Genomic DNA, 13,836 nt, shown 5'->3' on the forward strand with positions numbered 1-13,836 from the left:
CTCGTCGAAACCATCGAGGCAGCCGAATGCAAGAACTACTTCGAAAACGCAGGCTACGCTTCCGTCAAAATATGAAACGCTCTAGATCAACTCTTCCATCTCCCGAACACGGATTGGGAAGCGCGCCCAAGGGACGAATTCATTGCCTTGCATGACGCCGCTATCGCCGGCGAGCGTTGGGTGATGGATGGAAATTATTCGGTTTGCATGCCCCAACGCTTTCTGCGAGCGACGGGATTGATCTTGTTGGATATATCGACGCCGACAAGCCTGCTGCGCTATATCAGGCGAACACTGTTTGAGATTGAGCGGCGCGGTGCCTAGGAGGGCGGGCACGACAGCATCAAATGGGATATGATCCACCATATCACCGTGGCCACACCGAAAAATCGCAACCGGTACCGGGCAATGTTCGAACAACTCGATCTGCCAAAGGTCCAGTTGTCGTCACTGCGGGCAATCAAGAAATGCTTCCGGGAGTGGGACCTGGCCCGATGAGGCTGTCCTGGTTAATACCCTGCCTCGCGGTCCACCAGATTGTCGAGCTTTTCGCCGCGCTCGAAGGCGTCCATCTGGCGCAGCATAATCGGCGCCAAATGGACAGGGTCGGAGGTCGCCGCCGCGTGCGGCGTCACGAACACTTTTGGATGCCCCCACAGCGGACTGGTCTTCGGCAGCGGTTCGACCTCGAACACGTCGAGGCTTGCCTCCTTCAATGTGCCGTCATCCAGTGCCCGCAAAATGTCGGCATCCTTCTGCAGGCGGCCGCGTCCGGCATTGATCAGCACAGAGCCGCCGAGGCCGTTGCGTTTGCGCAATTCCTTCAGCACGCCATAGTTGATGATGCCCTTTGTCTCCGGCGTCAGCGGCAAAAGCACGACCAGGATGTCGGTTGCCTTGAGGAAGGGGATCAGCCCGGCTTCGCCGGAATAGGTCGCGACGCCTTCCATGGCCTTGTCGGTGCGCGACCAGCCATTGACGGCAAAGCCGAGCGACAAAAGCACCGAGGCCGCGGCGCGGCCGAGACTGCCGAGGCCCATGATGCCAACCGAAATGTCACCGGCAGGCCTCTGCTGCGGCTCGTGCCAGATCTTCTTCGGCTGCTGCGACCGGTAGAGCAGGCCCTGGCGGTGATGGTCGAGAACCCGCCAGACGACATATTCGGTCATGTACTGGGTGAGGTTGTCGGCGACGACCTTGACGATCGGCACATCGGGCAGGCCGGGATCGGCGAAGATATGATCGACGCCGGCGCCGATCGAAAAGATGGCGCGCAGATTGGGCAGCGACGACAACAGGTTCGGCTTCTGCTTCCACACCACGGCATAGGTGATCGAGGGGTCGCTGGCGCCGCCGGGCTCCAGCACCACCTCGCGCTCGGCCGACAGGAGCTCGCGCCAGCGCTGCGGATGAAAGCCGGTGACGGCAAGCAGGATACGGCCTTTTTCCATTGCGGTCTTTTAGTCCCTCTCTACGCAAATCACTCGCTGACGATGCCGACCGGTGCCGTCTCGATCTTGAAGGCGGCCGAGATCAGCGCCCGAGTATAGTCGGTTTGCGGATTTTCAAAAATCTGCTGGGAAGGACCAGCTTCGACGATCCTGCCATTGCGCATGACGATGACGTCGTTGGCGAGCGCGCGGATGACTTTCAAATCATGGCTGATGAAGAGATAGGCGAGATCGTGCTTGGCCTGCAGGCTGCGCAGCAGGTCGACGACCTGCGCCTGCACGCTCATGTCGAGTGCCGATGTCGGCTCGTCCAGCATGACGAAGCGCGGGTTGAGCACCATGGCGCGTGCGATGGCGACGCGCTGGCGCTGGCCGCCGGAAAACTCGTGCGGATAGCGGTTGCGTGTCGCAGGGTCTAGCCCGACCTCCTTCAGCACGGCGGCCACCTTGTCGTCGCGCTCGTCGGGCGACAGCTTCGGCTCGTGGATCTTGAGGCCTTCTTCGATGATCTCTGCGATCGACATGCGCGGGCTGAGCGAGCCGAACGGATCCTGGAAGACGATCTGCAATTCGCGCCTGAGCGGCCGCATGGCGTTGAAGGTCAGCTGGTTGATATCGCGGCCGTTGAACTGGATGGTCCCGGTCGACGAGATCATGCGTGCCAGCGCCAGGCCGAGCGTCGTCTTGCCGGAGCCGGATTCGCCGACCACGCCAAGCGTCTGGCCGGCGCGCACGGTGACATCGATGCCGTCGACCGCCTTCACATTGTCGACAGTGCGGCGGAAGAAGCCCTGCTTGATCGGGAACCAGACCTTTATGTCCTTGCCGGTCATGACAGGCTTGGCACCGGCATTGGCGGCCGGCGGCTTGCCCTTCGGCTCGGCCGCCAGCAGATGCCGCGTATAGGCATGCTGCGGATTGGCGAAGATCTCCTTGGTCGGCCCGGTCTCGACGATCTTGCCCTTGGTCATCACGCAGACGCGGTCGGCAATCTTGCGCACGATGCCGAGATCATGGGTGATGAACAGCATCGACATGCCCTTGCGGCTCTTCAAGCCGGCCAGCAGTTCGAGGATCTGCGCCTGCACGGTGACGTCGAGTGCCGTCGTCGGCTCGTCGGCGATCAGAAGTTCGGGCTCGTTGGCCAGCGCCATGGCGATCATCACGCGCTGACGCTGGCCGCCGGACAACTGGTGTGGATAGGCATCGAGGCGCTTGTGCGGATCGCGGATGCCGACCTCGTTGAGCAAGGCCAGTGTGCGTTCCTTGGCCGGGCGGTCGGCCATGCCCTGATGCAGCTTCAGGATCTCGACGATCTGCTGCTCGATCGTGTGCAGCGGATTGAGCGAGGTCATCGGCTCCTGAAAGATCATGGTGATCTTGTTGCCGCGCACCTGCCGCAACTGCTTCTCGCTCATCGCCAGCAGGTCGGCGCCCTGGAACAGGATCTTTCCCGAGGGGTGGCTGGCGCTTGGATAGGGCAGCAGCTTCAGCACCGAAAGCGCCGAGACCGATTTGCCGGAGCCGGATTCGCCGACCAGCGCCACCGTCTCGCCCTTGGCGATGTCGAACGAGATGTGGTCGACGGCCGTCGACTGGCTACCGCCCTGGCTGAAGGCGACGCTGAGGTCCTGTACGCTGAGCAAGGGGGCTTCGCTCATCTGAAGGTCTTGCGCGGATCGAAGGCATCGCGCGTCGCCTCGCCGACGAAGACCAGCAGCGACAGCATCAGCGAGATGACGACGAAGCCGGAGATGCCGAGCCACGGCGCATTGAGGTTCCGCTGCGCCTGCTTGAGCAGTTCGCCGAGCGAGGCGGAGCCGGGCGGCAGGCCAAAGCCGAGGTAGTCGAGTGAGGTCAGCGTCGAGATCGAGCCTGAGAGCAGGAAGGGCATGAAGGTCAATGTCGCCACCATGGCGTTGGGCAGCAGGTGCCGGAACATGATGGTGCGGTTGGGCACGCCGAGTGCCCGGGCCGCGTTGACATATTCGAAATTGCGGGCGCGCAGGAACTCGGCCCGCACCACGCCGACCAGCGCCACCCAGGAGAACAGCAGCATCAGGCCGAGCAGGATGAAGAAGCCCGGCGGCAGGATGGCGGCGACGATGAGCAGGAGATAGAGCACCGGGATGGCGGACCAGATTTCGATGAAACGCTGGAACAAGAGATCCGTCCAGCCGCCGAAATAGCCTTGCACGGCGCCGGCCGCGACGCCGATCAAGGCCGAGCCGGCGGTCAGGATCAGGCCGAACAGCACCGAAATGCGGAAACCGTAGATGACGCGCGCCAGCACGTCGCGCGCCTGGTCGTCGGTGCCGAGCCAATTCCAGTTGCCGACCATGCAGGCCGGGTCGGCGGCACCCTGCGGATACTGGTTGCAGCGCTTCGTGGCGTCATACTGCCACGACGGCTTGGCCGGCGCTGCTTCCGGAATGGCGTTGTTGACGGTCTGATAGGAGTAGCGCACCGGTGGCCAGATCATCCAGCCATTGGCGTTGATCTCGTCCTGGATGACCGGGTCGCGATAATCGGTGACGGCATAGAAACCGCCGAATTTTTCCTCGGGGTAGGCGACCAGCACCGGAAACAGGATCTCGCCCTTGTAGGAGGCGATGATCGGCTTGTCGTTGGCGATGAACTCGGAAAACAGCGACAGCACGAACAGGAAGAGGAAGATCCACAGCGACCAGTAGCCGCGGCGGTTGGCTTTGAAGTTCTGCAGGCGCCGCTTGTTGAGCGGCGACAGAAACGGCCGCTTTATCCGCGCGGGTGCCGCGTCCACGGGGACTGTAGCCTCCGACATCAGACGTCTCTCCGCTCGAAATCGATGCGCGGATCGACCCAGGTGTAGAGCAGGTCGGACAAGAGACCGACGAACAGCCCCAGCAGCGAGAAGATGTAAAGATTGGCGAACACCACGGGATAGTCGCGCTCGACCACCGACCGGAAGCCGAGCAGGCCGAGGCCGTCGAGGGAGAAGATGTTCTCGATCAGCAGCGAGCCGGTGAAGAAGGCCGAGATGAAGGCACCGGGAAAGCCGGCGATGACGATCAGCATGGCATTGCGGAACACGTGGCCGTAGAGCACCTGCCGTTCCGACAGGCCCTTGGCCCGCGCCGTCACCACATACTGCTTGCGGATTTCTTCGAGGAAGGAGTTCTTGGTCAACAGCGTCGTGGTGGCGAAGGCCGACAGCACCAGCGCGGTCAGCGGCAAGGTCATGTGCCAGAAATAGTCGACGATCTTTCCCCACCAGGACAATTGATCCCAATTGTCCGAGGTGAGGCCGCGCAACGGAAACCAGTCCCAGAAAGACCCGCCGGCAAACAGCACCATCAGCATGATGCCGAACAGGAAGCCCGGAATGGCATAGCCGACAATGACGACGCCGCTGGTCCAGACGTCGAAGGGAGTGCCGTCCTTGACCGCCTTGCGGATGCCGAGCGGGATCGAGATCAGGTAGGACAACAGCGTGATCCACAGCCCGATCGAGATCGACACCGGCATTTTCTCCAGGATCAGGTCGAGCACCGAAATGTCGCGGAAATAGCTGTCGCCGAAATCAAAGCGGGCGTAATTCCAAAGCATCATGCCGAAGCGCTCGAGCGGCGGCTTGTCGAAGCCGAACTGCTTCTCCAGCTTCTTGATGAATTCCGGATCGAGTCCCTGCGCACCGCGATATTTGGAACTGACGTCACCGGCGGCATCGAAATTGCCGCCAGCGCCCGCGTCGCCACCACCGCCGCCGAGGCGGTCGCTGCCGCCCTGATTGGTCAGCCGGGCGATGACCTGTTCGACCGGACCGCCGGGGGCGAACTGGATGACGGCGAAGGATATCGCCATGATGCCGAACAGCGTCGGGATCATCAAAAGGATGCGGCGCAGGATATAGGCGCCCATCAGGCCTTCTGCCCTCGTTGAGCGAACATCTCAGCCTTTGCCAATTCTTGCCGCCTTGCCCTTATCGAACCACCACAGCGTCTCGACCGGAAAGCCGAAATCGGGCTTCTGTTCGACAAAGCCGAACATGTCCCAATAGGCGACGCGGTGATTCGCCAGATAGTATGTTGGAATCCAGTCGAGCCGCGCGCGCAAGACCCGGTCGAGCGCTCTGAGCGCCGTGACGAGTTCTATACGGTCTTTCGCCTTGCCGGCTGCCGCGATCAGGGCGTCGATGGCCTTGCTTTCCGTGCCCGGATAGTTGCGCTGCCCCGGGATTTTAGCCATCCGGGAATTATAGAGCATCTGCAGGCTGTCGTCGGTCGGCGTCGCCCCGATCGACCATGCGAGCACGATGAGGTCGAAGTCGAAATCGCTCTGCCGCTGTTCATATTGCGCCGAATCGACTTGCCGGATCGAGGCGTCGATCCCGATCGCCTTCATACTTTCCGACCATGGGGTGAAGATGCGAACCATGCCGTCGTCTTCGGCCAGCATTTCCACCCGCAGCCGCTCGCCTTTGTCGTTGACGACGAAACTGCCTGTACGCTTCCAGCCGGCTTGCGCAAGCAATCTCGAAGCCGCGCCCAGCAGCTTGCGGTCATGGCCCGAACCGTCGGAAAGGGGCTGCGTCACCGCTTCACCAAAGACCTCTGGCGGCAACTCGGCCCGGAACGGCTCCAGCAGGTTCAATTCGTCAGGTGAGGGCAGGCCTTCGGCCTTGTAATCCGACCGTTCGAAGTTCGAATGAGAGCGCTCGTAGGAGCCGTAAAACAGCGCCCGCTTCATCCATTCGAAATCGAAGCATCTGGCGATCGCCCGCCGCACCCGCTCATCGCGGAACTGCGGTCGCCGCTGGTTCACTGCGGCAGCCTGCATGGAGGGCGTTTTTTCGCCGGGAAATTCCCGTTTGACGACCTTGCCGTCCTTCAGCGCCGGAAAGTCGTAGCCGGTCGCCCATACCCGTGAGGTGAATTCCTCGCGAAAATGCGTGTCGCCTTTCTTGAAGGCTTCGAACGCCGCCTGCCGGTCAAGATAGAAGTCGATGCGGATCCGGTCGAAATTGTAGAGGCCGCGGTTCACTGGCAGATCGCGGCCCCAATAGTCGGCCACGCGGTCATATTCGACAGTCTGTCCGGCCGCCACGCGTCCAATCTTGTAGGGTCCCGAGCCAAGCGGCGGTGTCATGGTCGAAGCATCGAAATCATTGGCCGTGTAAAAGGCCTTGGAGACGATTGGCATCCCCACGATCGCCAGGATGTTTTGCGCTGACTGTTCGCCGTTGAAAGTGAGGTTGACGGTGGCGGGATCGACCGCAACCGCGTCGGTCATGTACCGCAACGCCTGGGAAAGGTTCGGATGGCCCTTGTCCTTATAAAGCTTCAGCGCGAAGACAACGTCGTCCGCGGTCAGCGGCGAGCCGTCGTGGAAACGCGCTTGCGGTCGCAGGGCGAAGCGGAAACCGTTGCGGTCTGGCGACAGGGTAACGGTTTCGGCAAGCAGGCCGTAGGCTGCATCCGGCTCATCGAGCGCGCTTGTCATCAGGGAATCGAAACAGAGTTCGGTGCGCGGCGGCGCCTCCCCCTTCAACACCAGTGAGTTCAATGTGTTGAAGGTCAGGAAGCTCTGATTGAGGGTCGAGTTCGGCGGCGCGAAATTCATCTGGCCGCCCTTTGGGGCGTCCGGATTGACGTAGTCGAAATGCGCGAAATCGGGCTTATATTTGAGGTCGCCGAAGGCTGACAGGCCATGCAGCTTGGTGCCGGTCGCAATGTCGGCGAAGGCCCTGCCGGGCAGCAAGGCGGCGGCTGCCGCGGCACTGCCCAGGGCGAGAAAGTCGCGGCGGGCAAGGGCCGCCATCAATTGCCACCCTTGTATTTGGCCGCCAGCGCCTTCTCCTTGTCCGGGTCGATCCACCAAGAATCGATGTCGGCTCCGATATAGGCAGGCTGCTTGTCGGGGAATTTGAACTTGTCCCAATAGGCCAGCCACACCGCCGACCGGTAATATTGCGGCAAGACATAGAAGTTCCACAGCAGGATGCGGTCGAGCGCATGGGTGGCGGCGACGAGATCGTCTCGATCGGTCGCGAAGATAATGCGATCGACCAGGGCGTCGACGGTCGGGTCCTTGATGCCCATCAGATTGCGCGAACCGGGCGAATCGGCAGCTCTAGAGCTCCAGAAGTCGCGCTGCTCGTTGCCCGGCGAATCCGACTGCTGCAGAATCCCGGTCACGACATCGAAATCGAAATTATTGACGCGGTTGATGTACTGCGTCTGGTCGATGATGCGCAAAGTGGCGTCGATACCGATCTTGCGCAGATTGGCGATGTAGGGGCTGGCGATCACCTGGTCTGTGTCGTTCCAGCCGAGGATTTCGAACTTGAACGGCGCGCCGGTCTTGGCATTGACCATCTTGCCGGCCTTGATCACCCATCCCGCCTTGGCGAAGAGATCGACCGCCTGTTTCAGGTACTTCCGTTCCGCCTGCGGCGTATCATAGACCGGCAGCTTGAACTCCTGGGTGAAAAGTTCGGGCGGCAGCTTGTCGCGATATTTTTCCAGGATCTCCAGCTCCTTGCCCTGCGGCAACCCGCTCGAGGCCAGTTCGGTGCCCTGGAAATAGCTTGATGTGCGGGTGTTGAAGCCGAAGAACAGGGTGCGGTTCATGCTCTCGAAATCGAATGGAATGGTCAGCGCTTCACGCACCAGCCGGTCCTGGAACAGCGGCCGCCGCTGGTTGAGGACGAAGCCCTGCATCGGTTCCGGCGCCTGGGTCTGAAAATCCTTCTTGATGACATCGCCGGCCTGGAATGCCGGGAAATTGTAAGCCGTCGCCCATTTGCGCGAACTGTATTCGCGGTTGATGTCTTCCAGCCCGCCCTTGGTGAAGGCGAGCCAGGCGGCGTTGTCGTCGAGGATATAGGTGTAGCGCCGCGTGTCGAAGTTCTCGCGGCCGATCTTCACCGGCAGCTTGGCCGCCCAGTAATCCGGCACACGCTGCCAGATGATCTCCGAGCCCGGCTTGAAGCTGGCGATCTTGTAGGCCGCCGAACCGAGCGGGATTTCCAGGGTCGGCTTGGTCACGTCGCGTTTCCTGCCGGTGGCATCGGTGCCTTCCCACCAATGTTTCGGCAGCACGGCAAGGTCGCCGATGATCTTGGGCAGTTCGCGATTGCCCTTCTGGTTGAAATGGAACTCCACCTCGCGATCCGAAATCGCCACCGCATCGGTGACATTTTCAAAATAGCGGCTGTATTGCGGGCTGTTGGCCTTGAGCACATGGAACGACCAGATCACGTCATCGACGGTGATCGGCTGGCCGTCATGCCATTTGGCGCGCGGATCGAGGCGGTAGGTCGCGGAGGAATAATCATCGGGATATTTGTAGGCATCGGCGATCAGCGGATGGCTGGTGCTGCCTTCGTCGGTCGCCTGCTCCATCAACGTGTCGTAGAGCAGGCCGCCGCCGAACCCGACCAGGCCCGCGGCCGGCGATCCCTGGACGACGTAGGGGTTGAAGCTGTCGAATGTGCCTGGCACCACCGAGTTCAGCGTGCCGCCCTTGGGCGCGTTCGGGTTGACGTAGTCGTAGTGCTGGAAATTGGCGCCGTATTTGGATTCGCCGATCAGCGATGAGGTGGTGCGCCATTCGTCGGCGCGGGCAGCCTGCAATCCCGCCGCCAGAAGGGCTGCCGCCAGCAACGACCTGAGAAGCGTTCGGCCAACCGTCATGCACTATCCTCTTCGCAATGCCCGTTCCGGCAATCTAGATGATTTGGCGCCCGTGAAAACCGCCATGCGCGGCTTTGTCGCCACCTATGCGGTTTTCCCAACAAAAAAGCCGGGCTGAACCCGGCTTTTTCAAGGTCGTCGAGATGATATCTGGTTATTGGGCAGGCGCCGGTGCGGGTGCGGCCGGAGCCGGGGCGGCAGGAGCCGCCGGTTTCGCGGGCGCGGCACCATCAGCCGGCTTTGCCGGAGCGGCTGCATCGGCAGGCTTGGCGGGCGCGCCTGCATCGGCGGCGGCACCCGGTGCCGGCAGCGGCTTGGGATTGTCGGACAGCGTGCGCAGATAGGCGATGACGTTGGCGCGGTCTTCTTCCTTCGGCAGGCCGGCAAAGCCCATCGCCGTGCCTTTAACGTCCTTCTTGGGCGACGTGATGAAGTGGTTGAGGTTATCGTAGGTCCACTTCTCTGTGCCGCCCTTGGAATATTCCTTCATGCCCGCCGAATAGGCGAAGCCCTCGTGAGAGGCGACCGGACGGTCGACGATGTCCCACAGATCGGGGCCGACCTTGTTAGGACCGCCTTTTTCGCCGGAATGGCAGGCCTGGCACTTCTTGAAGATGGCAGCGCCCTGTTCGGCATTTGCATTGGCCAGAAGATCTGCGATCGGCTTTTCGGCTGCGGCAGGAGCGGCCGGGCCGCCTTCGGCGGGCTCCGCGGCCTCGATGGCGAAGCCGGGCTTTTCCGGCGCCGGCGAGGCAAACAGCGCATCGGACACAATGCCGACCGAGAAGACGACGAAAACGGTTCCGAGCAATCCGGCGAGCAGTTTGTTGACTTCGTTGGAATCCATACGCCCCTTGCTCCCTTTTCCGGCGGACAGAACCGTCCACTCCGTCCGTCGGTATCGTGACCCGTCCTGCCAGGGCGGTCAAATCGGGCGGAAACTAGGTCTTTTGCTGCGGCGTTGCAACACCTATAAGGGCGCTTCCAGTGAGACCTTTTGCCACTTTCCCTGTCCTCTTTCGAGACGCCTTGCACCCGAAATGTCCACGCTGATCCTGATCCCGGCCCGCATGGCTTCGACCCGCCTGCCGGGCAAGCCGCTGGCCGACATCGCAGGCGCGCCGATGATCGTCCATGTCGCCCGCCGCGCCGCCGAAGCCGGCCTTGGCCGGGTGGTGGTGGCGACCGACACGCAAAGCGTGGCGCAAGCGGTGCGCGCGCACGGTTTCGAGGCCGTGATGACGCGTATGGATCACGAATCCGGCTCCGACCGCATCCACGAAGCGCTGATCGCGCTCGACCCCGGGCGCAAGGTCGAAACCATCGTCAATGTGCAAGGCGACCTGCCGACCATCGATCCCCAGATCATCGTCGCGTCGCTCAGGCCTTTCAAGGACAGTGCGGTGGACATCGCCACGCTCGGCGTCGAGATCGTCCGCGACGAGGAAAAGACCAATCCCAATGTCGTCAAGATCGTCGGTTCGCCGCTTTCCGGCAGCAGGCTGAGGGCGCTCTATTTCACCCGTGCCACGGCGCCTTGGGGCGAGGGGCCGCTCTACCATCATGTCGGCCTCTACGCCTATCGCCGCGAAGCACTCGAGCGCTTCGTCGCGCTGAAGCCGTCGCCGCTCGAACGGCGCGAGCGGCTGGAACAGTTGCGGGCGCTGGAAGCCGGCATGCGCATCGATGCCGAGATCGTCCAGTCGCTGCCGCTCGGTGTCGACACGCCGGAAGACCTCGAACGCGCCAGAACAATCCTTTCAAACTGAGAAACCCGAGACTTGGCCCATGCCTGAAAAGACCAATAGAATATCCTTCCAGGGCGAGCCGGGCGCCAATTCCGACACCGCCTCCCGCAACGTCTATCCATCGATGGAGCCGTTGCCGTGCCCGACCTTCGAGGATGCGTTCAACGCGGTCGAGACCGGCAAGGCCGATCTCGCCATGATCCCGATCGAGAACACCATTGCCGGACGCGTCGCCGATATCCATCATCTGCTGCCGGAATCGAAGCTGCACATCGTCGGCGAATATTTTCTGCCGATCCATTTCCAGCTGATGGTGCTGCCGGGCGTGAAGCGCGACGAGATCGAGACCGTGCACAGCCACATCCACGCGCTTGGCCAGTGCCGCAAATACATCCGCAAGAACGGCTGGAAGGCGATCGTCGCTGGCGACACGGCTGGCGCCGCCAAGATGGTCTCCGAGGTCAAGGACCGCACCATGGCGGCGCTGTCGCCGGCCCTGGCCGCAACACTCTACGGCCTCGACATCATCGAGCAAAACGTCGAGGATACCGACAGCAACGTCACCCGCTTTGTCGTCCTGACCAAGAACAAGCAATGGGCCGAGCGCCCGTCGCCTGACGTCAAGATGATGACGACCTTCATCTTCCGCGTCCGCAACGTGCCGGCCGCGCTCTACAAGGCGATGGGCGGTTTTGCCACCAACGGCATCAACATGACCAAGCTGGAGAGCTACCAGTTGGGCGCTTTCACGGCGACGCTGTTTTACGCCGACATCGAGGGCCATCCCGACGATCCGCTGGTCAAGCTGGCGCTAGACGAGCTTCGCTTCTTCTCCCGCGAAGTGCGGATACTCGGCGTCTATCCGGCCAGCGCGTCCCGTGAGCAGTGGAAAGTGGCGGATTAAATCATCGCGCCCAGCGGCACGTAATCAATTTCCATGAATTTCTCGACTTCCGGCACCCAGCGGTCGCGTACGAAGGCGACATGGTCAGGATGGTCGTTGTACCTGTTGTAGGCGGCCTGGTCGGCGAACTCCATCGAGAAGCCGAAATGATAATCGTTCTTGGGGCTGATCTGCCGCAATTGCTCGAAATGCGTGACGCCTCTGATCGCGGTGAGGATTTTCTTGGCGTCGACCAGGAACCGCTTTTCCTCCAGCGAGTGCGGCGGATGCTTCAGCGTGAAAACGACGGTGTGACGGATCATGTCCTGCTCCTGCAATGTCTTTCGGTGTTCGCTGCCATCATTCTGAATCGACCCAGGCGCGGATGAGGTGATGCGCAATGGCGCCTTTCGGCGGCGTGACCAGATTGTCCTTGTGCGTCCTTTCCAGCATCAGGCGCACCTCGTCGCGAAAAAACCAGCGGCAGTCCTCAAGCTCGTTGAGGTCGGCCTGGATATCGTCATTGAGCGGCTCGCCGAAGCAGCCGATCATCAGCGAATAGGGGAACGGCCAGGGCTGGCTGGCGTGGTAGACGACGCGGCCAAGCCGGATACCGGCCTCTTCCAGCGTCTCGCGGCGCACCGCCGCCTCGATCGTCTCGCCCGGCTCGATGAAGCCGGCAAGGGCCGAGTACATGCCCGGCGCGAAATGCCGGCCGCGTCCGAGCAGGCATTTTTCCCGCGTCGCCGTCAGCATGATCGCCACCGGATCGGTGCGCGGAAAATGCTCGGTGCCGCAATTCGGGCAATGGCGCTTGTAGCCGCCGGCCCGCATCTGCGATTCCGTACCACATTTGCTGCAGAAGCGATGGCTGGCATGCCAGGCAAGCAGGGCCGCCCCTTGCGCCATCGCGCCAGCCGCCGCCTCGTCGATCAGCCCTTGCATGTAGACCGAGCGGTAGTCGATGGCCTTGACTGCTTCCGGAAGCTGTTCGGGTTCGACGCCGGCGGGCACGGCCAGCACCGGTCCTCGTTCGGAAAAGCCGAGCAGGATGCCTTGCGCCAGGGAAACCTTGAAGGGCTCGCTCTCGGTCGCGCCGAACCAAGGGTCGAGAGCGCCGCTATCGCCGAGCTTCAGATAGAGCCGGCCGCCATGCATCAGAAGCAGCCGCGTCGCCGGGTCGGCTAGCGCCTTGTCGACCGAATCGTCGGCGCGGTTCTCGGACTGCCGGTCGATCATGTTGCCGGCAAAGCCGACGAACTGGCTCGGCTCGCGCAAAGGCGCGTCAAACAGGCGGAAGCTCATGGGGACTCTGGGATACGTTGAGGGATGGACACGGGGAACGCTTATAGCGCCGCCTTGATCGTTTCGGCAAACCGTCGCAAGTCGGAACGTTGATAGGGCTCTCGCAGGCCGTGTCCCCATACGGGGCCGGGCCAGCCGGGATCACCTTCCGAACGCGCGATGACATGGATGTGCAGCTGGCGCACGATGTTGCCGAGCGCGCCGGTGTTGATCTTGGCGCAGCCGGTCGCCTTCTTCAGCGCCTGCGCCACCATATTGGTCTCGAAGGTCAGCATCGCCTGGTCGAGCGGCGTCATGTCATGGATTTCCTCCGCGCCGGGCCGCTGCGGCACCAGCAGCAGCCATGGCCAGCGGCGGTCGTTCATCACCCGCAATTCGCACAGCCCAAGCCACATCAACTGTTCGCTGTCCGCCTCCAGCCGTGCGTCCAGCGTAAATCCGGCCTCCAGGCCCGGCAGCATCGGCGTTTCCCTTGCTTTTCTTGGTTTGCTCAACACATGAAGGCTAGAGCGGCGGCAAGGGGGCTGCAAGCGAATCATTGCGCCCCTCACGCATTGGTGCGCCAATTCCATATTTTTGCGATTTCTTCGGCGGACTTGCATTTCGTCGCGCAATTGCCGATATGGAAAGCGGGAGGTTGGTGGTGGACGATCCACTCGCCAACCGGGTCAGGTCCGGAAGGAAGCAGCCCTAACGAGCCCGGAACGGGTCATTGTTCCAGCCTCCCACCTCATCGGCCCCTCTCGCGACATTGACGACGCATTGCAGCGCGG

Annotated in this window: 12 protein-coding genes and 1 other RNA gene; 3 read left to right on the top strand and 10 right to left on the bottom strand. The window is 62.0% G+C overall.

The genetic code is table 11. The features are described from left to right. Positions 1–509 precede the first annotated feature (509 nt). The 7 genes from NKJ00_RS20975 to NKJ00_RS21005 form a co-directional block, all read right to left on the bottom strand. Entirely contained in the window at positions 510–1,451 is a 942-nt protein-coding gene (locus NKJ00_RS20975) for a 2-hydroxyacid dehydrogenase (protein ID WP_352630996.1), read from the bottom strand. A gap of 29 nt (positions 1,452–1,480) precedes the next feature. Beyond that, a complete protein-coding gene (locus NKJ00_RS20980) occupies positions 1,481–3,112 on the bottom strand; it encodes an ABC transporter ATP-binding protein (RefSeq protein WP_352610772.1) in 1,632 nt (543 codons plus the stop codon). Then, entirely contained in the window at positions 3,109–4,254 is a 1,146-nt protein-coding gene (locus NKJ00_RS20985; RefSeq protein WP_352610771.1) for an ABC transporter permease, read from the bottom strand. Before NKJ00_RS20985 ends, NKJ00_RS20980 begins: the two co-directional genes overlap by 4 nt. After that, on the bottom strand, positions 4,254–5,351 hold the full coding sequence (locus tag NKJ00_RS20990) for a microcin C ABC transporter permease YejB (protein ID WP_013527941.1): 1,098 nt from the start codon (positions 5,349–5,351) through the stop codon (positions 4,254–4,256). The genes NKJ00_RS20985 and NKJ00_RS20990 overlap by 1 nt, the downstream gene beginning before the upstream one ends. Positions 5,352–5,381: 30 nt before the next feature. Beyond that, entirely contained in the window at positions 5,382–7,250 is a 1,869-nt protein-coding gene (locus NKJ00_RS20995) for an extracellular solute-binding protein (protein WP_352630999.1), read from the bottom strand. After that, positions 7,250–9,127: an extracellular solute-binding protein gene (locus NKJ00_RS21000; RefSeq protein ID WP_352631001.1), complete on the bottom strand. Its 1,878-nt coding sequence runs from the start codon at positions 9,125–9,127 to the stop codon at positions 7,250–7,252. Before NKJ00_RS21000 ends, NKJ00_RS20995 begins: the two co-directional genes overlap by 1 nt. A gap of 154 nt (positions 9,128–9,281) precedes the next feature. Then, positions 9,282–9,974: a c-type cytochrome gene (locus NKJ00_RS21005; RefSeq protein WP_352439668.1), complete on the bottom strand. Its 693-nt coding sequence runs from the start codon at positions 9,972–9,974 to the stop codon at positions 9,282–9,284. Positions 9,975–10,167: 193 nt separating this feature from the next. On the opposite strand from NKJ00_RS21005, the gene NKJ00_RS21010 reads away from it, so the two are divergent. Continuing rightward, positions 10,168–10,896 (top strand): 3-deoxy-manno-octulosonate cytidylyltransferase, encoded by a 729-nt coding sequence (locus NKJ00_RS21010; RefSeq protein ID WP_352631003.1) that lies wholly within the window; start codon positions 10,168–10,170, stop codon positions 10,894–10,896. Between the two features lie 19 nt (positions 10,897–10,915). Further along, entirely contained in the window at positions 10,916–11,779 is an 864-nt protein-coding gene (locus NKJ00_RS21015) for a prephenate dehydratase (RefSeq protein WP_352631005.1), read from the top strand. On the opposite strand, the gene NKJ00_RS21020 is transcribed toward NKJ00_RS21015, so the two are convergent. The 3 genes from NKJ00_RS21020 to NKJ00_RS21030 are packed head-to-tail and all read right to left on the bottom strand — an operon-like array spanning position 11,776 to position 13,524. After that, the gene (locus NKJ00_RS21020; RefSeq protein ID WP_352631007.1) at positions 11,776–12,081 is read right to left on the bottom strand and encodes a Dabb family protein; all 306 of its coding nucleotides are present in this window, start codon (positions 12,079–12,081) and stop codon (positions 11,776–11,778) included. The genes NKJ00_RS21015 and NKJ00_RS21020 overlap by 4 nt on opposite strands. A 37-nt stretch (positions 12,082–12,118) precedes the next feature. Beyond that, entirely contained in the window at positions 12,119–13,063 is a 945-nt protein-coding gene (gene nudC, locus NKJ00_RS21025) for an NAD(+) diphosphatase (RefSeq protein WP_352631010.1), read from the bottom strand. Between the two features lie 41 nt (positions 13,064–13,104). After that, positions 13,105–13,524, bottom strand: a complete 420-nt coding sequence (locus tag NKJ00_RS21030; protein WP_127807981.1) for an HIT domain-containing protein — start codon at positions 13,522–13,524, stop codon at positions 13,105–13,107. 171 nt (positions 13,525–13,695) lie between these two features. Here NKJ00_RS21030 and ffs point away from each other — a divergent pair. Beyond that, positions 13,696–13,792, top strand: an RNA gene (ffs, locus tag NKJ00_RS21035) — signal recognition particle sRNA small type. Positions 13,793–13,836 lie beyond the last annotated feature (44 nt).

The organism is Mesorhizobium sp. M0227, assembly GCF_040321855.1.
GTDB lineage: Bacteria > Pseudomonadota > Alphaproteobacteria > Rhizobiales > Rhizobiaceae > Mesorhizobium.